This is a genomic window from Streptomyces sp. NPDC088261 (assembly GCF_044740805.1).
Classification (GTDB): Bacteria; Actinomycetota; Actinomycetes; order Streptomycetales; family Streptomycetaceae; genus Streptomyces.
Map to the genome: position 1 here is coordinate 105,670 of NZ_JBIURL010000010.1, position 20,157 is coordinate 125,826.

General features: G+C 70.0%; 19 protein-coding genes. 4 read left to right on the forward strand and 15 right to left on the reverse strand.

All coding sequences use genetic code 11. The annotated features are described in order from the left end of the window. Window positions 1–60 precede the first annotated feature (60 nt). The 8 genes from ACIODU_RS20565 to ACIODU_RS20600 all read right to left on the reverse strand — a co-directional run bounded on the left by ACIODU_RS20565 (window position 61) and on the right by ACIODU_RS20600 (window position 9,104). A complete protein-coding gene (locus ACIODU_RS20565; protein WP_401769293.1) occupies window positions 61–381 on the reverse strand; it encodes an STAS domain-containing protein in 321 nt (106 codons plus the stop codon). A gap of 112 nt (window positions 382–493) precedes the next feature. Next, window positions 494–1,771, reverse strand: a complete 1,278-nt coding sequence (locus tag ACIODU_RS20570; protein ID WP_401769295.1) for a thymidine phosphorylase — start codon at window positions 1,769–1,771, stop codon at window positions 494–496. 139 nt (window positions 1,772–1,910) lie between these two features. Next, window positions 1,911–2,339: a cytidine deaminase gene (locus tag ACIODU_RS20575; protein WP_356423883.1), complete on the reverse strand. Its 429-nt coding sequence runs from the start codon at window positions 2,337–2,339 to the stop codon at window positions 1,911–1,913. Beyond that, window positions 2,336–3,631 (reverse strand): ABC transporter permease, encoded by a 1,296-nt coding sequence (locus tag ACIODU_RS20580; protein WP_161310344.1) that lies wholly within the window; start codon window positions 3,629–3,631, stop codon window positions 2,336–2,338. Before ACIODU_RS20580 ends, ACIODU_RS20575 begins: the two co-directional genes overlap by 4 nt. Then, complete coding sequence (locus tag ACIODU_RS20585) at window positions 3,628–4,755, reverse strand: ABC transporter permease (protein WP_356423889.1); 1,128 nt, start codon at window positions 4,753–4,755, stop codon at window positions 3,628–3,630. The genes ACIODU_RS20580 and ACIODU_RS20585 overlap by 4 nt, the downstream gene beginning before the upstream one ends. Next, on the reverse strand, window positions 4,752–6,371 hold the full coding sequence (locus ACIODU_RS20590) for an ABC transporter ATP-binding protein (RefSeq protein WP_356424226.1): 1,620 nt from the start codon (window positions 6,369–6,371) through the stop codon (window positions 4,752–4,754). Before ACIODU_RS20590 ends, ACIODU_RS20585 begins: the two co-directional genes overlap by 4 nt. Before the next feature lie 182 nt (window positions 6,372–6,553). After that, window positions 6,554–7,621: a BMP family ABC transporter substrate-binding protein gene (locus ACIODU_RS20595; RefSeq protein ID WP_356423892.1), complete on the reverse strand. Its 1,068-nt coding sequence runs from the start codon at window positions 7,619–7,621 to the stop codon at window positions 6,554–6,556. A gap of 235 nt (window positions 7,622–7,856) precedes the next feature. Beyond that, window positions 7,857–9,104 (reverse strand): amidohydrolase, encoded by a 1,248-nt coding sequence (locus ACIODU_RS20600; RefSeq protein ID WP_401769298.1) that lies wholly within the window; start codon window positions 9,102–9,104, stop codon window positions 7,857–7,859. Between the two features lie 603 nt (window positions 9,105–9,707). On the opposite strand from ACIODU_RS20600, the gene ACIODU_RS20605 reads away from it, so the two are divergent. Continuing rightward, the gene (locus ACIODU_RS20605) at window positions 9,708–10,220 is read left to right on the forward strand and encodes an SUKH-4 family immunity protein (protein WP_401769300.1); all 513 of its coding nucleotides are present in this window, start codon (window positions 9,708–9,710) and stop codon (window positions 10,218–10,220) included. A 381-nt stretch (window positions 10,221–10,601) separates the two neighbouring features. Here ACIODU_RS20605 and ACIODU_RS20610 read toward each other — a convergent pair whose 3' ends face one another. The 3 genes from ACIODU_RS20610 to ACIODU_RS20620 form a co-directional block, all read right to left on the reverse strand. After that, on the reverse strand, window positions 10,602–10,808 hold the full coding sequence (locus ACIODU_RS20610; RefSeq protein WP_401769302.1) for a hypothetical protein: 207 nt from the start codon (window positions 10,806–10,808) through the stop codon (window positions 10,602–10,604). Between the two features lie 74 nt (window positions 10,809–10,882). Then, on the reverse strand, window positions 10,883–11,098 hold the full coding sequence (locus ACIODU_RS20615; RefSeq protein WP_401769304.1) for a DUF397 domain-containing protein: 216 nt from the start codon (window positions 11,096–11,098) through the stop codon (window positions 10,883–10,885). Window positions 11,099–11,101: 3 nt separating this feature from the next. Continuing rightward, complete coding sequence (locus ACIODU_RS20620) at window positions 11,102–11,962, reverse strand: helix-turn-helix domain-containing protein (RefSeq protein ID WP_401769306.1); 861 nt, start codon at window positions 11,960–11,962, stop codon at window positions 11,102–11,104. A gap of 163 nt (window positions 11,963–12,125) precedes the next feature. Between ACIODU_RS20620 and ACIODU_RS20625 the strand changes: the two genes are divergently transcribed. Continuing rightward, the gene (locus ACIODU_RS20625) at window positions 12,126–12,782 is read left to right on the forward strand and encodes a hypothetical protein (RefSeq protein WP_401769308.1); all 657 of its coding nucleotides are present in this window, start codon (window positions 12,126–12,128) and stop codon (window positions 12,780–12,782) included. A 52-nt stretch (window positions 12,783–12,834) separates the two neighbouring features. On the opposite strand, the gene ACIODU_RS20630 is transcribed toward ACIODU_RS20625, so the two are convergent. The 4 genes from ACIODU_RS20630 to ACIODU_RS20645 all read right to left on the reverse strand — a co-directional run bounded on the left by ACIODU_RS20630 (window position 12,835) and on the right by ACIODU_RS20645 (window position 17,608). Further along, entirely contained in the window at window positions 12,835–13,956 is a 1,122-nt protein-coding gene (locus ACIODU_RS20630) for a hypothetical protein (protein WP_401769310.1), read from the reverse strand. Window positions 13,957–13,961: 5 nt separating this feature from the next. Continuing rightward, the gene (locus ACIODU_RS20635) at window positions 13,962–14,888 is read right to left on the reverse strand and encodes an N-acetylneuraminate synthase family protein (protein WP_327234846.1); all 927 of its coding nucleotides are present in this window, start codon (window positions 14,886–14,888) and stop codon (window positions 13,962–13,964) included. Window positions 14,889–14,897: 9 nt separating this feature from the next. After that, the gene (locus ACIODU_RS20640) at window positions 14,898–16,163 is read right to left on the reverse strand and encodes a cytidylyltransferase domain-containing protein (RefSeq protein ID WP_401769312.1); all 1,266 of its coding nucleotides are present in this window, start codon (window positions 16,161–16,163) and stop codon (window positions 14,898–14,900) included. Between the two features lie 122 nt (window positions 16,164–16,285). Beyond that, window positions 16,286–17,608: a DUF6716 putative glycosyltransferase gene (locus ACIODU_RS20645; protein WP_401769314.1), complete on the reverse strand. Its 1,323-nt coding sequence runs from the start codon at window positions 17,606–17,608 to the stop codon at window positions 16,286–16,288. A 187-nt stretch (window positions 17,609–17,795) separates the two neighbouring features. Here ACIODU_RS20645 and ACIODU_RS20650 point away from each other — a divergent pair, with 187 nt between their 5' ends. Continuing rightward, window positions 17,796–18,776 (forward strand): glycosyltransferase family 2 protein, encoded by a 981-nt coding sequence (locus ACIODU_RS20650; RefSeq protein WP_401769517.1) that lies wholly within the window; start codon window positions 17,796–17,798, stop codon window positions 18,774–18,776. Then, window positions 18,776–20,134 carry a polysialyltransferase family glycosyltransferase gene (locus ACIODU_RS20655; protein WP_401769316.1) on the forward strand — a complete coding sequence of 453 codons (1,359 nt, stop codon included), beginning with the start codon at window positions 18,776–18,778 and terminating at the stop codon, window positions 20,132–20,134. Before ACIODU_RS20650 ends, ACIODU_RS20655 begins: the two co-directional genes overlap by 1 nt. Window positions 20,135–20,157: the final 23 nt, after the last annotated feature.

The window sequence follows — 20,157 nt, forward strand, 5'->3', positions numbered from 1 at the left end:
TGTACCGGCCCGCCCGCACGGACCGGTACACACGGTTACGCCCTGCACCCGTGTGTACGCCTACGAGTCGTCGTCCGCGTCGTCCTCCGGATCCGCGTACTGCACCAGCTCGGCGAGCCCCACGAGGTCCATCAACAGCCGCAACTCCTGCCCGGCGCCCCGCACCCGCAACCGAACGGCACGCCGCCGCGCGGTGAGCTGTAACCGCGCGAGCGCGTTGACGGCAACCAGCCCGGGCCGCTCCAGCCCCCGCACATCACAGACCGCCTCGCCGGCCCCACTCCCCCGCAGCCGAGCAACCAGCTCCTCACACAACCGGGGCACATCCCCGGGCCCGAGCCGGCCCGAGACAACAAGAACGATCGGTTTCGTGGCATCCACAACCTGAGAGACCGTCGCGGGGGTCGGAACTCATCGCGCGCCCGTCCCGGGACGGTGAACGGGACCGGCGGGGGTCCGCCGGTCCCGTTCACCCGAAGGGGGAAAGCGCAGGTCAGGCGATACGTTCCAGCACGACCGGGCGGTGGTCGTAGGCCGTGCCCGGCGGGGCGATGTCGTACGTGGAGGTCAGGGCCTCCTGGGCGTAGTCGAACTTTTCCGGGGTGTCCGTGTGGAGGGTGAGGAGCGGCTGGCCCGCGGTGACGTGGTCGCCCGGCTTCGCGTGGAGTTCGATGCCCGCGCCCGCCTGGACCGGGTCCTCCTTGCGGGCGCGGCCCGCGCCCAGGCGCCAGGCGGCGACGCCGACTCCGTACGCGTCGAGGCGGGTCAGGACGCCCGAGGACGGGGCCGTGATCACCTGGTGCTCGCGGGCCACCGGGAGCGCCGCGTCCGGGTCGCCGCCCTGGGCCGCGATCATCCGGCGCCAGACGTCCATCGCCGAGCCGTCGGCCAGCGCCTTCGCCGGGTCGGCGTCCCGCAGGCCCGCCGCGTCGAGCATCTCGCGCGCCAGGGCGAGGGTCAGCTCGACGACGTCCGCCGGACCGCCGCCCGCGAGGACCTCGACCGACTCGCGGACCTCCAGGGCGTTGCCCGCGGTGAGGCCCAGCGGGGTCGCCATGTCGGTGAGCAGCGCGACCGTCAGGACGCCGTGGTCGTTGCCGAGCCCCACCATCGTCGACGCCAGCTCGCGGGCGTCCTCGACGGTCTTCATGAAGGCCCCGGAGCCGACCTTGACGTCCAGGACCAGCGAGCCCGTCCCCTCGGCGATCTTCTTGGACATGATCGAGGACGCGATCAGCGGGATGGCCTCGACGGTCCCGGTGACATCGCGCAGCGCGTACAGCTTCTTGTCGGCGGGGGCCAGCCCGTCGCCCGCCGCGCAGATCACCGCGCCGGTGCTCTCCAGCACGTGCAGCATCTCGGCGTTGGAGAGCAGCGCCCGCCAGCCGGGAATGGACTCCAGCTTGTCGAGCGTGCCGCCGGTGTGGCCCAGCCCGCGCCCGCTGAGCTGCGGGACGGCCGCCCCGCACGCCGCGACCAGCGGGGCGAGCGGCAGCGTGATCTTGTCGCCGACACCGCCCGTGGAGTGCTTGTCCGCCGTCGGCCGGGACAGCGCGGAGAAGTCCATGCGCTCGCCGGAGGCGATCATCGCGGCGGTCCAGCGGGCGATCTCGGTGCGGTTCATGCCGTTGAGGAGGATCGCCATGGCCAGCGCCGACATCTGTTCGTCGGCGACCTCGCCCCGGGTGTAGGCGTCGATCACCCAGTCGATCTGCTCGGGGCTCAGTTCGCCCCGGTCCCGCTTGGTGCGGATGACGGAGATGACGTCCATGGCGTGCGTTCCTTTCGGCACAACAGGTGTGTGCGGGGGCAGGGTGGAGCAGTTGTACGGCCCCGGCGCCGCCGGATCGCGGCGGCGGCGGGGCCGGGTCGGGGGGCGGCGCGGACGCTCGGGCCCGCGCCGCCGGTGGTCAGGCCAGGTGCCCGGGGCCGAACGCCTGCGGCAGCATGGCGTCCAGCGTGCGGATCCCCGCCGGCGTCTCCAGCACCAGCTCGGGGCCGCCGAACTCGTACAGCAGCTGTCTGCACCGCCCGCAGGGCACCAGCACCTCCCCCGCGCCGTCGACGCAGGTGAAGTGGGTGAGCCGGCCGCCGCCCGTCAGGTGCAGGGCGGAGACCAGACCGCACTCGGCGCACAGCGACAGGCCGTACGACGCGTTCTCGACGTTGCAGCCGCTGATCGTGCGGCCGTCGTCCACGAGGGCCGCCGCGCCGACCGGATAGCCGGAGTACGGGACGTACGCCCGGGACATCGCGTCCCGCGCGACGGACCGCAGCTCCGTCCAGTCGATGTCGGCCTCCCGCGTGCCCGCGGTGCCCGCGGAATCGTCGGCCGTCACTTTCCTTGTCCTCTTCGATAGCGCATGCCGTCAGCTTTCGGCATCCGCAGCCGCTGGGCCGACAACGACAGCACCAGAAGCGTCACGACGTACGGGGTCGCGCCGACGAAGTCCGAGGGGACGGTGTCGGTGACCAGGTACCAGACCAGGATGAGCAGCGCGGTGACCCCGCTCAGGATCGCCTGGAAGCGCGCCTTCCGGTACGCCTTCCACGCCGCCAGCAGCACCAGCAGCACCACGAGCAGGAGCAGCAGCGCGTGCACGGTCTCGCCGCCGTTGCGCAGCTGGAGCGCGTCGGAGAAGCCGAACAGGCCCGCGCCCATGGCGAGCCCCCCGGGCCGCCAGTTGCCGAAGATCATCGCGGCGAGACCGATGTAACCCCGGCCGCCGGTCTGCCCCTCCAGGTAGATGTGCGAGGGCACGGTGGCGAGGAACGCGCCACCGAGTCCGGCGAGGCCGCCGGAGATCGCGACCGCCATGTACTTGTACGAGTAGACGTTGACGCCCAGCGACTCGGCGGCGATCGGGTTCTCACCGCAGGAGCGCAGGCGCAGCCCGAACGGGGTCCGCCAGAGCACCCACCAGCTGCCCACGAAGAGGACGGCGGCGAAGATCGTCAGCACGGACAGGTTGGTGATCGCGCCGCCGAGGATGCCCGCGAGGTCGGAGACCAGGAACCAGTGGTGGCCCGCCAGCGACGTGAGTCCGTCGGAGAGCCCCGGGATCGTGATGTCGGGGACGGAGTCGACGGGTGGGGACTGCTTGGGGTTGCCGCCCAGGGTCTGCGCCTCGCCGGCGTTGAAGAAGATCTTGGCGAGGTACTGGGTGACGCCGAGCGCGAGCAGGTTGATCGCCACACCGGAGACGATGTGGTCGACCCCGAACGTCACGGTCACGACGGCGTGGAGGAGGCCGCCGAGGACACCGAAGGCGATGCCCGCGAGGATGCCGAGCCAGGGGTTGGTCTGCCAGCCGATCCAGCCGGCCCCGAAGGTGCCGAGGATCATCATGCCCTCAAGGCCGATGTTGACCACTCCGGCGCGTTCCGACCAGAGGCCGGCCAGGCCCGCGAGGCCGATCGGGACGGCGAGGCCGAGCGAGGCACTGATCTGGCCCGCCGAGGTGAGCTGGTCGGCGCCGGTGAGGATCCGTACGAGGGAGAGCAGGATCAGCCCGCCCGCGACGATCAGCAGGACCCGGGCGAGGGTCAGCCTGCGCCGGGCGGGCTTGGCGCCCGGGGCCTTCGGCGCCGCCGGAGAGGGAGGCGGGGTCTCGGTGGTCGTGGCGGTCATCGGGCCACCTCCAGCTTCTGGGTCGTGGCCGCCTGGGCGGCGAGTTCGGCGCCGACCCGCTGCTGCTGGCGTTTCAGGCCGTACCGGCGGACGATCTCGTAGGCGATGACGACGCACAGGACGATGACGCCCTGGATCACGCCGAGGATCTCCTTGTCGTAGCCGATCACTTCGAGGTGGTTGGTCGTGCGCTCCAGGTAGGCCCAGAGGAGGGCCGCGAGGGCGATGCCGATCGGGTGGTTGCGTCCGAGCAGCGCGATCGCGATGCCCGTGAAGCCGATGCCCAGCGGGAAGTCGTTGCTGTACATGTGGCTCTCGTTGAGCAGCGTCGGCATGCCGATGAGGCCGGCCATGGCGCCCGAGAGGATCATGCTGGTGAAGATCATCTTCTTGACGCTGACCCCGCTCGCGGCGGCGGCCGACTCGGACTGGCCGACGGCCCGCAGGTCGAAACCGAAGCGGGTGCGGCCGAGGACGAACCAGTAGGCGAGGCCCGCGAGCGCGGCGACCACGATGAATCCCCACAGCTGGCCGGCCGGGCCCATGTCCAGGGTGAAGAAGAAGGAGGACTCGGGCAGCGGCTTGGTGGAGACCAGCGTGCCCGCGTCGTCCAGCTGGCCGAGCCGCTCCGGCTGGATCAGATAGCCGATGATCGCGGTGGCGATGGAGTTCAGCATGATCGTCGAGATGACCTCGCTGACCCCGCGTGAGGTCTTGAGGATGCCCGCGATGCCGGCCCACATGGCGCCGACGAGCATGGCGACGATGATGATGACCGGGATCTGGACGAGGGCCGGCAGGTGCAGCGCGCCGCCGACGACGGCCGCGGCGAAGGCCGCCATGCGGTACTGGCCGTCGACCCCGATGTTGAAGAGGTTCATCCGGAAGCCGATGGCGACCGCGACACCCGCGAGGTAGTACGTCGTGCCCTTGTTGAGGATGTAGATCTGGCTGTCGCTGGCGGAGCCGTACGACAGCATGTCGTTGAACGCCTCGAACGGGTTCTTGCCCGTGGCGAGGATGACCAGCGCGGTGACGACCAGCGCCGCGACCAGGGCCAGCAGGGGGGCGCCGACCGCGAGGATCAGCCGCTCCTTGTCCAGCCGGGAGGTGAGCTTCTTCATCGGGCCTCTCCCGCGGTTTCGCCTGTGTCGCTGGTTCCGCCCGTTCCGCCCGTCGCGCCGTCGCGCTGCGGGGGCACGGTGTGCGCCAGGTGGCCGGTGGCGGCACCCGTCATGGCGGAGCCCAGTTCCTCGGGGGTGATGGTGGCGGGGTCGGCGTCGGCGACCAGGCGGCCCCGGTACATCACCCGCAGGGTGTCGGACAGGCCGATCAGTTCGTCCAGGTCGGCGGAGATGAGCAGGACGGCGAGGCCGTCGCGGCGGGCGTCCTTGATCTGGTCCCAGATCTGGGCCTGGGCGCCGACGTCCACGCCCCGGGTGGGGTGCGCGGCGATCAGCAGCTTGGGGTGGTGGCTCATCTCGCGGCCGACGATCAGCTTCTGCTGGTTGCCGCCGGACAGGGAGCCGGCCGTGACCTCGATGCCGGGGGTCCGTACGTCGTACTCGCGCACGATCCGTTCGGTGTCGAGGCGGGCGGCCCTGCCGTCGATGAGGCCGCGGCGGGAGTTGGGCGGCTCGGTGACGTGGCCGAGGACGCGGTTCTCCCAGAGCGGGGCCTCCAGGAGCAGGCCGTGGCGCTGGCGGTCCTCGGGGATGTAGCCGATACCGCTCTCGCGCCGGGTGCGGGTGGGCGCGTGGGAGATGTCCGTACCGTCCAGGGAGATGACTCCGCCGTCGGGGTCGCGCAGGCCCATGATCGCCTCGACGAGTTCCGCCTGGCCGTTGCCCTCGACGCCGGCGATGCCGAGGATCTCACCCTGGTGGATGGTGAAACCGATGTCGGCGAGGACGTCCCGTACGACACCGTCGGTGTCGGTGGCGGTGAGCCTCAGGTCCTCGACCGTGAGCATGGGTACGTCGGTGACGGTCGACTCGCGGGTCTCCGGGGAGGGCAGCTCGCTGCCCACCATCAGCTCGGCGAGCTGCCTGGACGTGGTGGTACGGGGGTCGGCGCTGCCCACCGTCGTACCGCGCCGGACGACCGTGATCTCGTCGGCGACCGACAGCACCTCGCCCAGCTTGTGGGAGATGAAGATGACGGTCAGGCCCTCGGACTTCAGCTCGCGCAGGTTGTCGAAGAGGGCTTCGACCTCCTGCGGGACGAGGACCGCGGTGGGCTCGTCCAGGATGAGCGTACGGGCGCCCCGGTAGAGGACCTTGAGGATCTCCACGCGCTGGCGGTCGGCGACACCCAGTTCCTCGACGAGGACGTCCGGGCGGATCCCGAGGCCGTACGCGTCCGAGATCTCCTGGATCTTCTTGCGGGCCCGGGAGCCGATGCCGTGGAGCTTCTCACCGCCGAGGACGACGTTCTCCAGGACGGTGAGGTTGTCGGCCAGCATGAAGTGCTGGTGCACCATGCCGATGCCGCGGGCTATGGCGTCCGCGGGGCTGCCGAAGCTGACCTGCGCGCCGTCGACGGTGATGGTCCCCTCGTCGGGCTTCTGCATGCCGTAGAGGATCTTCATCAGGGTCGACTTGCCGGCACCGTTCTCACCGCAGAGGGCATGCACGGTGCCTCGGCGGACGGTGATGTCGATATCGCTGTTGGCGACGACACCGGGGAAGCGTTTGGTGATGCCGCGCAGTTCGACGGCGGGAGGGCTGGACGCGTTGATGGCGCACTCTCCTCGGAGAAGGAGCGTTGGGGCGGGGGGCGTTCGGTGACGCTAGCGTGTCAACTCACGCCTACGCGCGTAGAGTTGATACATCGTTATGGGCCCGGCGAAAGGGTCGGAGTACCTTCACCGGGCCCGTACACAGAACCGGCGCCCGGTGGAGAACCGGGCGCCGGAGCAGGTCACGGGGTGGTCTTGACCTTGATCGAGCCGTCCACGATCTTGGCCTTGGCGGCGTCGATCTTGGGCTGGATGTCGGCGATGAAGCCACCGCTGGTGGACAGCGACACACCGTCCTTGGCCAGCGAGTAGGCGTTGGTGCCGACCAGCGGCTTCTTGTCGTTGATCGACTTCACCAGGTCGTAGACGCCGACGTCGACGTTCTTGACGACCGAGGTGAGGATCGAGCTCTTGTACTTGGCGAGGGAGACCTGGTTGTACTGGTCCGAGTCGACGCCGATGGCCCAGGCGCCCTTCGAGCCGTTGACGGCCTCGATCGCACCGGAGCCGGAGGAGCCCGCGGCGCTGTAGATCACGTCGGCGCCGTTGTCGAGCATGCCCTGGGCGGCGGCCTTGCCCTTGTCGGGGCTGGCGAACCCGGAGGTGTCGGAGCCGTGCGACAGGTACTGGACGTCGACCTTGATCTTCGGGTTGGTGTCGTGGACACCCTGGACGTAACCCGCCTCGAACTTCTTGATGAGCGGGACGTCGACCCCGCCGATGAAGCCGACGCGGTCCTTCTTGGTCTTGAGCGCCGCCGCGACGCCACCGAGGTAGGAGCCCTGCTCCTCGGTGAAGACGATGTTGTCGACGTTCTTGGCGTCCACGACCGAGTCGACGATGCCGAAGGTGGTGGCGGGGAACTTCGCGGCCACCGCCTTCATCGAGTTGGCGTACGCGTAGCCGATGCCGATGACGGGGCTGTAGCCCGCCTCGGCGAGCTGCGTCAGGCGGTCGACGCGGTCGGCCTCGGTGTCGGTGGTCTTGGCCGTCAGCTCCTTGACCTCGCCGCCGAACTCGGCCTTGGCCTTGTCGACGCCGCGCGCGGCGGAGTCGTTGAAGGAGTGGTCGCCACGGCCGCCCACGTCGTAGGCGATGCCGACCTTGACACCCGACTTCGCGGAGGACGAGCCGGACGGGGCCGCGTCATCCTTGGCCTTGTCGGCGGATGTACTGCCACACGCGGTGGCGGTGAGGGCGAGTGCAGCTGAGGCTATGCCCGCTACAGCGATCTTGGATACCCGGCGCACGAGGGGGCCCTTTCACTCGAAGCGCCTCCGTTGGCGCTGGTTTCGCGCCGATCGTAACGCGCGTAGATGTCAGTTAAAGACACGTTCACCAGTCGTTATCGGATCGTCTTCGAACCCCGGCGGGCACCCCGGGTGACCGTCCGGGCACCCCGGGGAGCCGTGCTCTCCCCGGGGCCGTACCCCCGCCGCCCGCGCGGCTGGGCATCCGCTTCCCTCACACCCGTACACCCACCGCTCAGGCCAGCATCGCGGCGGCGGTGAACAGCTCGACGGCGACCCCGATCGCCTGCTCGTCCACGTCGAAATCGCCTCGGTGGAGGTCGTAGCGCGTGCTGTCGCCGGGCGGGCGGACGCCGAGGCGGGCCATCGCGCCGGGGACCTGCTCCAGGTACCAGGAGAAGTCCTCGCCGCCGAGGCTCTGCTCGGTGTCCTCGATCGCATACAACCCGCGGCGGGCGGTCTGCGCGTCCCGGAGCAGTTCGGTGACGACGACGTCGTTGACGACGGGCGGGACGCCCCGTACGTACGTCACCTCGGTCTTGGCGTGATGCAGCGCGGCGATCTCGTCCACGGCTGCGTGGATCAGGTCGGGGGCGTCGTGCCAGGCGGAGAGCTCCAGGCAGCGGACCGTGCCGGACAGCTCCGCGTGCTGCGGGATGACGTTGGCCGCGTGGCCCGATTCGATACGGCCCCAGGTCAGGACGAGCCCCGACCGGGCGTCGACCCGGCGGGCGAGCAGCGCGGGCACCTCGGCGGCCACCTTCGCGACGGCGGTGACGAGGTCCGTGGTGAGGTGCGGGCGCGCGGTGTGGCCGCCGGGGCCGTCGAGGGTGACCTCCAGCCGGTCGCAGGCGGAGGTGATGGGGCCGGCCCGCAGGGCGATGAGGCCGGCGTCGACCTTGGGGTCGCAGTGGACGGCGATGATCCGTCCGACGCCGACGAGGGCGCCGGAGGCGATGGCGGCGAGCGCGCCGCCGGGCATGACCTCCTCGGCGGGCTGGAAGATCAGCCGGACCGGGTTCGGCAGGAGGCCCCGGCGGTGGAGGTCGGCGAGGACCAGTCCGGCGCCGAGGACGGCGGTGGTGTGCACGTCGTGGCCGCACGCGTGGGCGCGGTCGGGGATGGTGGAGCGGTATTCCACGCCGATTTTGGTGTCCGGGATGGGCAGGGCGTCGATGTCGCCACGGATCGCCAGCACGGGCCGCACGCCCTGCGGGGACACCCCGCCGGCCTCCCCGATCTCCCCGATGTCGCAGATGAGCCCGGTCCCGCTGCCCAGCACCCGGGGCTCCAGCCCCGCCAGCTCCAGCCGCCGCTTGATCGCCGCGGTGGCGCGGACCTCCTGATTGCCCAGCTCAGGGTGCATGTGCATGTCCCGGCGGAACGCGATCAGCTCGGCGCGCAACCCTTCGGGAAGCGCACCGGGCAACGCTGCTTCGCCGGCCGGGGGGACATCGGACTCACGGGACGTCAAGTGGTTCACCTTCTGAAGGTTAGGGCTCTTCCTAGGTCAACTACCCAGCGATCAACAAAAATTTCAGCCACCCAGCCAAAATTCGAGCGGACGGCCCGCATAGTGAGACGGCGAGGTGGGTATCGAGGGCGTCCCCCACCCCACACTCCAGCCTCACCCGCCCTCCCGCATCCCGTCGCCGCCCTTCTCTCGTAGCGCCCCACATATACCGATCCGTATAGATCCAGTTATACGGATCCATACGGACGGGGAGGGCCTGGGTCAGCGCTTCGCGTGGGACGACCGACGCCATCGCCGCGTACGCCGGGCCGCCGGACGCGAGCGCGGAGATCGGGGACCGGGAACGGATCCTGGCCACGGCACCCGACCAGGTCGCTGACCGGGGGCGCCAGGACGTACTCCGAGCCGGGGGGTGCGGATGTGTCCGTGCCCCTACCGCGGGCCGAGCCGGAAGTGTTCGGTGCGGTGGCATCCGAGACCACGGGTCGGCCAGGTCCGGAGAGCCGGCGGAGAGGCTACTGAACTTGATGAGTGCTGTCGGGTCCCGCCGCAGGGTGGCAGGGGCCAGCTCGCGCCTTCCCGGTGTGGCCGGAGCACGAGGATGATGGTTGCGTGATCCGAGACTTCCCGCCGTTGCCGTTGCCCCAGTACGCCGTGGTCCGTATCGGCTGCTCATCAGAGCTGCCTGCCGAGATCGCCGCCGATCTGCGGGAAGTCGGCGTCCCGGCAGGGCTGATCGGTTATGAGTACCAACCGCTGACTGAGGCGACGCTCCTGGACGGGATCGGTGAGGGCGGGTTGGTCGTCTTTGGGTCCAGCGGCCTGTTCGGTCGGCTCGGCGTCGATGTGGCTTCGCATCGCGTCGTGCAGATCCCCAAGATCGGGTCCGCGACCGCCTGGCATGTGAACAGGGACCTCAGGGCCTTCCACCGGTGCGTCGCGGGCATCATCGCTCGCTTCCCCTTCTACGAGGAGGACGAGGAGGACAGGTTCCAGGAGGTGGCGGACGAGCTTCGACGGCTCCTCGCTGCTCTCGATGCCACCGCACTCGCAGACAACGGGTTGTGGGAGACCTTGTGCGATGACGCGGCGATGGGCGACTACGCGAACTGGGAGGAGGAATGAGTCACGTCAGTCCCCCAGATCCGCAGGGCAGCGGCAACCTCCGCGTTCTTCTACCCGCTCTCGAAACGCTCCACGGCCTGTAGCCGCAACCGCTCCCGCGTAGTTCTTTCGGCGTCGGTCAGTCCGCCGCCCTGCGCGTACCTCACACCCCAGGGCTACCGGTGCCGACACCCACCTGTCAGGCGAACGGCACCGACATCACCCAATCAAGTTCAGTAGCGCGGCGGGCAATGCGGGCAGGAATGCCGCAGCCGACCACACCACCATGACGGACACAGCGGGAAGAGGGTTTCTATGGGACTGGATCGACGGATTAAAGTTGCGCGCCGGAGAGGGAAGGCCGATATGGCGCGTGCGAGGAAGTCAAGGCGCGACCCCCGGTCATCCATTGACCAGGTCCATGAACATCAAGATGGAAAGTGCGACCATCGCGAGAAGGCGCAGCACAATGGCGCTGTCCGCAAAGTTGCGCAGCACATCTCGTTTGTTCCCTCGGAAAATCCAAGTAATCAATAGCGAGCCGATCGCCAAGTAAGCCATCGCATCCATTGCCGATGCGCTGCCGCGTACGCGTTTTGGCGCAGCCATTCCTCGAAGTGACCCCAGGGCGTGACGAATGGGTCGCCGCCCGCTTTCCGTATCGGCTCATCCACGATCGAGGGTCAGCCGATCTGACCATGTGCGACGCCCAGGACGAACGCGGTGAACTGGGTGGGGGTGAACACCAGTGTGGGGCTGCTTCGTATCTTGCTGTCGCGTACAGCCTGGTAACCGTCGGCCAGCGCGGCAATCTCTATGCAATTACCGTTGGTTCCCGAGTAGGAGGACTTCACCCACACCGCATCGGGGCCCGACGGGGATTCGGCTGATGAATTCATGATCTACATCATCTCTTTGACGGCGTCCGTGATCAGGTTTCTTGATCTGTCAACGTTGGCGGCAGCCATGTTCAACCTTCGGAAAAGCGTTGTGTAAGTCTCCACATCGGGTTCCTCTTCGTAGTACAACGTACTCGTAGGGGATTCGGTGTAGGTGATGTCCGTCTCGACCGGAGCCGGGAAGCTCATGATGACGAACGGTCCGAAGAGACACGCGTTCATCGGGTCCTCACGCGGCAACACCTGCAACTGAATGTTCGATCGACCGCTGTCCTCGATCAACGCTTCCAGCTGCGCCTTCATGACCGCGCGACCTCCGACGCGGTGGTACAGCACGCTCTCCGAGATGACGACCCACAGTTGAAGCGGATTGTCGCGCGCCAGGATTTTACGACGCTCCCGCCGCACGTCGATCTGCGAGGTGACGGCCTCGTCAGAGAAGTCGGGATTCTGTAGCCGGATCAACGCGTCAGTGTACTCGGGGGTTTGAAGAAGTCCCGGGATCAAGTTGGTCTCTACGTTGTAAAGCTCAGCCGCGTCCGACTCGACAGCGATGTAGGCGGCGTACGCGGAATCCACGGCCTTGGCGTACCGCGACCACCAACCCTTCTGCTTTGCCTCGCGGGCAAGCTGCTCAATTGCGCTTCGCTGATCGGGATCTGTCACGCCGTAGGCGTCCATGAGCGCCCGGAGGTCCGGAAGCCTCACGCCCGACTGCCCGTTCTCGATGCGCCCGATCTTGGATTCCGCCGAACCCAACACCGGCGCGACATCCGCGTAGGTCAGTCCGGCTGCCGTCCGCAGCTCCCGGAGCTGCCGTGCGAGGCGTCGCTGACGGATCGTCGGGTTGTTGTTGATGGGCATGCGCGGGTCGCCCCTCCCTACGACTGTGCAGGTCAAGTCTGCCGGTAGCCGACTGTAACGGCAACCGGCTTCCGCGCAACCAAAAAGTAGGACTTGATACTTTGGGAACTCCTACCGTCATAGTTGACACAGTGCCACATCCCACGTCACACGGAGGCGAGCCATGGGTTTCCCGAGGAACGACGACGCGCCGCGTCGGCCGGCTGTCGTGCCCTACATCACCGTCTGGAGCGCGGAGCGCACAGGTCCGCCCCTCGTGACAGCCCGGCGCGGCGGCATCGCATACCCCGACGAGATCCTTCAGGACCGCGATCAGGAAGGCGTCCTGTGGAGACGTTGTCTGCTCAAACGGGGTCAGGGACGGCCCGAGTTCGGCGGTGTTCACCCGCTGCGGCAGCGTCGGGCCATGCGGAAGTTGTTGTGTCAGGTGTGCGCGGGGCCCGCCGACCGCAACGAGTTAGGGGTGCTCTGGCTGGTCCGGGACGAGCGTGGCGACTGGCCCGGGTGGCCGGAGGACATGGCGGCGACCCATCCGCCCGTGTGTCTGCCCTGTGCGGCGAAGTCCGTTCGCGCCTGCCCCTACCTGCGTGGCACGTTTGTCGCCGTGCGGGTGCGGGAGCCTCGGGTCAGTGGCGTGCATGGGGCCCGTTACGTGCCGGATGGACTGATTCCCAAGGCCGTTGAGGGGGTCACCCGTGCCTACACCGACCCGGATGTCCGCTGGGTCGTGGCCGCGCAGCTGGTGATGGGGCTGCACGGCTGCACCTTTGTGCCGCTCCAGGACGCACTCGGGCTTGGTGGGGCGTCAGGAGAAGCGTGAGGAACGGCCCCGCCCGGGTGCCGGGGTGGGGGCCGGGTGGGGTGTCGGCGCGTCAGGCCGGGGACGGGAGGCGGGAGAGGCGGTGGACGTCCTTGGCTGTCGTCGTGACGCCGGAGAGGAAGCCCTGGGCCCGGGGGGACGCCGAGGACTTGAGCCATTCCGGAGCGATGTCGCAGACCGCGATCCGTACGCCCGTGCCCGCCAGGGCCAGGGGCAGGGTGTGGACCACCGTGGACGGGAAGCTGAGGACCGTGCTGCCGATGGGGCCGCGGCGGGCGATCAGTTCCAGGGGGAGGTCGGGGCGGACGATCTCCAGGCCCGTGTCCGCGTGGAGGCGGTGCAGTTTCTCCACGCTCTCGCGGCGGTGCGCGAAGTAGCGGGCGGCGTTGTGCGTACGGGCCAGGGAGATGACCGCCGCGATGTACTGGTCGACGTCCACCACGCCGGTCTCCACCAGCGAAGTGCCCACCATGTCCGCCGTCTCGGTGATCGACGGCGGGCCGAAGGTGGCCTTCGTCCACTCGAAGGTGTTCGGGGTGACCTCGATGCCCTCCGGCACCTCGTCCACCGGCATCGAGGTGAAGACCTCCACCGGGCGGTCGGCGGACGGCGTGAGCCGCCGCCGGGCCGCCGCGGTGACCGGGGCCAGGACCAGCTCGCGCGGCCCCCGCCCGCTCCCGCGCCGGTGCCAGCGCACCAGGCGCTCCCCGCGGGCGACCTGGCCGATGAACTCCATGGTCGCCGTGCCGTCGTCCACGACCGTCAGCCGCTTGCCGCCGACGAGCGTGAGCAGGAGCTGTACGTACCGGGAGAACGGATCGCCGATCACGATCCGGTCCGCCCTCCGCAGCAGCGGGGTCAGCTGCCGTACGGTCCGCAGCGGCGCCCCCGCCCCGCCCCGCGCCTCTTCCCAGCGCACGGTGAACCCCTCGTCGCGGGCCAGGTCGGCCATCCGCCTGAGCTGGCCGCGCGACATGGGGTCGGTCGGGGACAGGACGACGACGGTGAGCGCGCCGGCCCGCCCGGCGGGAGCACCGCCGGTACGGGGATCGGCGGCACCGTCGAGTACGACGGACGTCCTGGCCCACTCCAGCACGTTCAGCAGCTGGACCGGGCTCTCGACGAACGCGATCGCTTGCGAGTGCGGGGCGCTGCCCGCGCTGGGGGTCGGCATGGTCGTCAGACCGAGACCGGCTCGGTGGACTCGGCAACGACGCCCGCGACGCGGCGGAGCTTCTTCATCGGGCCGAGCTCCGACTCGTAGACCTTCTTGACACCGTCACCGAGGGACGCCTCGATCGTGCGGATGTCACGGACGAGGCGCTGGAGGCCCTGCGGCTCGACGGAGGCGGCCTGGTCGGAGCCCCACATCGCGCGGTCGAGGGTGATGTGGCGCTCGACGAACGCGGCGCCGAGGGCGACGGCGGCGAGGGTGGTCTGGAGACCGGTCTCGTGGCCGCTGTAGCCGATCGGGACGTTCGGGTACTCCGCCTGGAGGGTGTTGATGACGCGGAGGTTCAGCTCCTCGGCCTTGGCCGGGTACGTCGACGTGGCGTGGCAGAGCAGGATGTTGTCGCTGCCGAGGACCTCGACCGCGTGGCGGATCTGCTTCGGCGTCGACATGCCGGTGGAGAGGATGACCGTACGGCCGGTGGCGCGCAGGGCGCGCAGCAGCTCGTCGTCGGTGAGGGACGCGGAGGCGACCTTGTGGGCGGGGACGTCGAACTTCTCCAGGAAGGCGACGGCCTCGGTGTCCCACGGGGAGGCGAACCAGTCGATGCCGCGCTTCTTGCAGTGCTCGTCGATGGTGCGGTACTCGTCCTCGCCGAACTCGACGCGGTGGCGGTAGTCGATGTACGTCATCCGGCCCCAGGGGGTGTCGCGCTCGATGTCCCACTGGTCGCGCGGGGTGCAGATCTCCGGGGTGCGCTTCTGGAACTTGACCGCGTCGCAGCCCGCGTCGGCGGCGACGTCGATCAGGGCGAGGGCGTTGTCCAGCTCGCCGTTGTGGTTGATGCCGATCTCACCCGTGACATAGACGGGGCGACCGGGGCCGGCGGTCCGCGTGCCGAGGGTGCGCAGGCGGGAGGTGGCGTCGGTGCTCATGAGGGGTCCTTACTTGTCGTGGGCGTTGATCGTGTGGGGGGTGTCGTTCGGGCGGAGAGCGTGAGACGTGGGGGTCTTCTCCCGCGAGGACGGGACGTGGAGTCCCGGTCCCAGCAACCAGGCGGCGATCTCACGGATCGCCCCTTCGCCGCCCGGAGTCGTGGTGACGGCACGCGCCGCGGCGCGTACGGCGTCATGGGCGCTCGCGACGGCCACCGGCCAGCCGACGAGCCCGAAGCAGCCGAGGTCGTTGACGTCGTTGCCGACGTACAGCACGCGCTCGGGCGCGATGCCGTGCTCGTCGCACCACTGCTTGAGCGCCAGGTCCTTGCGGTCGATGCCGTGCAGGACGGGGACCTGGAGTTTGCGGGCGCGGGCCGCGACGACGGGGTTCTGCTCGGTGGAGAGGATGAGCAGTTCCAGCCCGGAGCGGCGCAGCGCGGCGATGCCGAGGCCGTCGCCGCGGTGGACGGCGACCATTTCGCGGCCGTCGGAGTCGATGAGGACCTTGTCGTCGGTCTGGGTCCCGTCGAAGTCGAGGACGACGGCGTCGATGTCGTCGTGGACGGGCAGCGCGGCCGGGTCGAGGAGCGGCGCGAGGGCGCGGGCCCGGGCCAGGTCGTGCGGGTCGTCGATCTCCAGGACCCGGGCGGGGTCGGTGGTGACGAGCGCGGTGCGGCCGAAGAAGCGGTGCTGGGCGGCGCGGAATCCGGGGGCGCGCATCGCGTAGGCGGCGCCGGTCTCCAGGTACTCCTGCGGCCGGTCCTGGCGGCGGGGGCGGTTGGCCTTGTCGTGGTTGACGCCGTAGCCGTCGCGTTCGGTGCTGCCCGTGCGGTCGTCGCGCCAGATGAAGCCGTGGGTGGGGGCGACGGTGAGGGCGGAGTCGGCGCCGTCCTCGGTGAGGGCCGTCACGACGCCGTCGAGGTCCTCGGCGGTGATGAACGGGCTGGTGCACTGCACGAGGAGCACCACGTCGGCGGTGATTCCGCGCATCGCGTGGTACGCGTCCATCGCGTGCAGGACGGCGGCCTCGCTGGTCGCGGTGTCCCCCGCGATGGCGGCGGGGCGCAGCACGACCTCGGCGCCGGCGGTCCTGGCGACGTCGGCGATGGCCGCGTCGTCGGTGGAGACGACGACGTCGGTCACGTGCCGGGCGGCGAGGCAGGCGCGGACCGCGCGGACGACGAGCGGGACGCCGCCGACGGGGGCGAGGTTCTTGGCGGGCACGCCCTTGGATCCGCCGCGGGCGGGGATCACGGCGAGGACGGCGTTCATCTGTGCTCCTTGGTCCGGGGACCGGCCCGTGGACCGGTCCGTGGACGGGTCCGGAGGGCGGGCCACCGGGCGGTTCGCGGATCGTTGCGTCGTGTGGTCGGCCGCGTGCGCGGCCGGGCCGGTCACAGTTCGCCCATGCGGCGGATGACGGGGGCCACGCGCTGCACGCCGTGCCGGTACGCGCCGCGCGCCGCTCCCCGTACGGCTTCGCGCACCGCGCGCCGCATCCGGGAGTCGTCGCTCGACTCGGCGCGGGCGCCCGGGAGGGGTGTCCCGTCGGCGGCCAGGTGGTAGCGGGCGAGCAGGGGCGGCAGGTAGCCGGGTGCGGTGGTGGCCGTGTAGTACGGGCGCAGCGGCGGCAGTTCGGACTGGGCGAGCAGCTTCGCGACGTGGGCGCGGGCCTGGTCGAAGGCCGATTCGTACGCGCCGTCGGCGGCGACGCCCTGCCGGTCGGCCCAGACGACGTCGGCCTTCGGGCGGTAGCCGCCGTCCAGCTGGTCCCAGGACGCGAGGCAGCCCGAGCCGATGAAGTGGTGGTTGCCCAGCGGCTCACGGATGCCGAGGTCGGTGAGGATCGCGGTGGGGATGCGCCGGTGCAGCGATTCGAGCGCGGCCGTCGAGGAGACGGTGACCAGGAGGTCGGTACGGTCCAGGACCTCGCCCATGTGCCCGTACACCAGCTGGAAGTTGGGCGGCAGGCCGCCGGGCAGGCGCTCGGCGAGCTTCTGGTACGGGAACTCCTCGATGTGCGTCGTCTGCTCGCCGGGCTTGCTGCGCAGCTTGAGGAGCACTTCGCGGCGGGGGTGCAGCCGGGCGTGCTCGACGAGGCGCTTGAGCACGTACGTACGGTCGGCGCGGCTCACCGGTACGGACGGCTGCGCGGCGAAGACGACGGTGTCGCGGCCCTCCTCGGGGACGTACCGCTCCCCGGCGAGGAAGGGCAGGGCCGCCTCGGTGACGGAGGAGGCGTCGGCGCCGACCCCTTCGTACACCTCGCGGAAGCGCTTGGCGTCGTAGCGGGAGTTGGCGAGGACGACATCGGCGCCGTGGCGCAGCAGCAGTCCGTCGGCGAGCTTCTCGTAGACGACCCCGACGTAGCCGGTGACGACGAGGGGCCGGTCCGGCAGGCCGAGGGCGGCCATGCCGTGGAGCATGGCCTGGACGGCGCCGCCGACGAGGGCCAGGACGACGATGTCGTACGGCTCCTCGCGGAGGTTCTTCAGGAAGGCGGTACCGGTCATCTCGCGCAGGGCATCGGCGTCCGCCCCGACCTCGGCGAGCTGTCGGGCGGTGGGCGTGGCTCGGCCGCGCAGCAGGAACCCGCTGAGCTCGACGGAGCGGTCTTCCGGGGCGATGCGGCGCGCGGTCAGCGCGCCCCATTTCCACCGGGTGTCGGAGTCGGCGAGCACCGCGACCCGGACCGCTGGACTGGTACGTGATGGCACGTCCTGGACGTTAGGAAGTGATTCCCTTCGTCAGCCCAACTCAATGGCAATAAAGGGTTAACAGCACGTCTACGAATGGGGGCAGGGGGACGGAAGCGACTGGATTCATCATTCCGCCACTCGTCGTTCACCTTCCGTGCGCCCGAATGTCAGCGTGGACGATCAGGCGCCCTCTAGCGTGACGCGGGTGGTCAAGCTCTCTGTTGTCGTGCCGTTCTACAACGTGCAGACATATGCCCTCGAAACACTGAGAAGCCTGCGGGCCAACGCCCGTGAGGACTTCGAGTTCCTCCTCGTGGACGACTGTTCGTCCGACGGAACTCCCGAAATACTCGAACGGGCGGAGCGTGATCTTCCGGGAGCGGTGCTCCTCAGACATGAGAAGAACGGCGGTCTGGCCACCGCGCGCAACACCGGCATCGACGCGGCCCGCGGCGAGTACGTGACGTTCCTGGACGGGGACGACTGGGCGGCGCCCGGTTACTACTCCCAGCTGGTGACCGCAGCCGAGGCCCTCGGCTGCGACTTCGTCCGTACGGATCATGTCCAGTTCACCGGCAGGGCCCGTACGGTCCACCGGGTCCCGGTCGGCCGGCGCGGCGAGGTGCTGAACCCGCGCGACGCGATCCTGCCCGCCCACCGCACCACGTCCGTCGACTACGCCTACGCGTGGGCGGGGATCTACCACCGCCGCGTCGTCGACCGGGGCCTGGTGCACTTCACGCACGGGCTGCGCACCGCCGAGGACCGGCCGTGGATCTGGCGGCTGCACCGCGAGGCGGAGTCCTTCGCGGCCGTCGGGCTGCTCGGGGTGTTCTACCGGCGCGGGGTGGCGTCGTCGCTCACCCAGATCGGTGACGTGCGCCAGCTCGACTTCATCCGGGCCTTCGACGAGGTGATCGAGGAGACGGCGAAGGACGCCGACGCCGACCGGTTCCTGGCCAAGGCCGTGCGCACGTACTGCGCGATCATCGCCCACCACCTGGGGGCGAAGGAACGGTTCGAACCGGCGGTGGCGAAGCAGCTGCGCTCGCTGAGCGCCGCCGCCCTGAAACGCCTCCCCCAGGACCTCTTGAAAGAAGCACTGGATTCGATGGACTTCGAGCGCTCGGAGCGGCTGCGCCGCCTGGTCAAGCGGTCCATGGCGTCCGCGAAGGCGGTCGCGTGATGGTGACCTCGCCTTATGTGACCGGTGCGCGGGGGACGACGCAGATCTTCTGCGTGTCCACGCTGTACGGGGCCGCGACGCTGGCCGCCGCGATCGACGCGGGGCTCTACCGGCCGGCCGGGCGGCGGCTGCTGGTCGTCAGCAACAACGCCGGTACGCCCGAACTCACCCCGTCCGTCAGCGACATGCCGGGCTTCGCGCACCTGCGCCGCCGCTTCGACGACCTGGTGTCGTGGAACGAGACCATCGCGCCCTTCCACCCGGCCGTCTGGGAGCCGCGCCCCGACGACCTGCCCCTCTGGGAGCGCCATCTGCGGCTCGCGTGGGGGCTCGGTGACGACGACCTCCAGCTGATCGTGGAATCCATCCAGGTCAACCCCGCGCAGGCCATCGCGCAGATCCTCGGCGGCGCCTCGATGGAGGTGTACGCGGACGGGCTGATGAGTTACGGCCCCACCCGCTCCAAGATCGACCCGCTGATCGGCGGGCGGGTGCGCAGGCTGCTGCACCTCGACCTCGTCCCCGGGCTCACGCCCCGGCTCCTCACCGAGTTCGGTGTCGAGCCGGAGCTGGTGCCGACGGACGTGTTCGTCCGCGTGCTGGACGAACTCGCCGACGCGGAGGAGCAGTTCGAGACCCCGGCGGTCGCTCCCGCCCTGCTGCTCGGCCAGTACCTCTCGGCGCTCGGCATCCTCACCGAGGCCGAGGAGGAGGAGCTGCACGTACGGATGGTGAAGGGCGCGGCGGCCCTCGGGCACACCCGGGTGATCTTCAAGCCGCATCCGGCCGCCCCCGCCGTCTGGTCGCGGCTGCTGGAGAGCGAGGCGAAGAGCGCCGGGGTCGAACTGACCGTCCTCGACTCCCCCGTGCTGGCCGAGGTGCTGTTCCGGCGGATCAAGCCGGCGCTGGTGGTGGGGTGCTTCTCCACCGCGCTGTTCACGGCGTCCGCGTTCTACGGCCTGCCGGTGGCGCGGGTCGGCACGGACATCCTGCTGGACCGGCTGTCCCCGTACCAGAACAGCAACCGGGTGCCGATCACCATCGTGGACGCGCTGCTGCCGCCGCTGGACGACCGGGGCACCCACCGCCCGGACCCCCACCTGCCGGGACTGCTGGCGGCCGTGGGCTTCGCGATGCAGCCGCAGATATACCCGGAGCTGCGGGGCGAGGCGGAGGCGTACCTCTCCCGGCACCTGGACGAGCGCACGTGGCGCTACTTCAAGCGGCGCCGGCTGACCGGGCTCGGCCTGCCGGGCGGGGTCCCCGCCCAGCTGGCGCGGCTGCCCCGCAACGCGACGGCCCGGCGGATGGTGCGCCGGGCCAAGAAGCTGCGCAGGACGGTCCTGCGCGGGGACTGAGCCCGGGATCGGGCAGGGAACAA

Bases quoted from the DNA above. Each gene is read 5' to 3' on its own strand.
- ACIODU_RS20570 (WP_401769295.1), bottom strand. From the start codon at position 1,771: ATGGACGTCATCTCCGTCATCCGCACCAAGCGGGACCGGGGCGAACTG.
- ACIODU_RS20580 (WP_161310344.1), bottom strand. From the start codon at position 3,631: ATGACCGCCACGACCACCGAGACCCCGCCTCCCTCTCCGGCGGCGCCG.
- ACIODU_RS20585 (WP_356423889.1), bottom strand. From the start codon at position 4,755: ATGAAGAAGCTCACCTCCCGGCTGGACAAGGAGCGGCTGATCCTCGCG.
- ACIODU_RS20610 (WP_401769302.1), bottom strand. From the start codon at position 10,808: ATGGCTGCGCCAAAACGCGTACGCGGCAGCGCATCGGCAATGGATGCG.
- ACIODU_RS20615 (WP_401769304.1), bottom strand. From the start codon at position 11,098: ATGAATTCATCAGCCGAATCCCCGTCGGGCCCCGATGCGGTGTGGGTG.
- ACIODU_RS20620 (WP_401769306.1), bottom strand. From the start codon at position 11,962: ATGCCCATCAACAACAACCCGACGATCCGTCAGCGACGCCTCGCACGG.
- ACIODU_RS20625 (WP_401769308.1), top strand. From the start codon at position 12,126: ATGGGTTTCCCGAGGAACGACGACGCGCCGCGTCGGCCGGCTGTCGTG.
- ACIODU_RS20630 (WP_401769310.1), bottom strand. From the start codon at position 13,956: ATGCCGACCCCCAGCGCGGGCAGCGCCCCGCACTCGCAAGCGATCGCG.
- ACIODU_RS20635 (WP_327234846.1), bottom strand. From the start codon at position 14,888: ATGAGCACCGACGCCACCTCCCGCCTGCGCACCCTCGGCACGCGGACC.
- ACIODU_RS20640 (WP_401769312.1), bottom strand. From the start codon at position 16,163: ATGAACGCCGTCCTCGCCGTGATCCCCGCCCGCGGCGGATCCAAGGGC.
- ACIODU_RS20655 (WP_401769316.1), top strand. From the start codon at position 18,776: ATGGTGACCTCGCCTTATGTGACCGGTGCGCGGGGGACGACGCAGATC.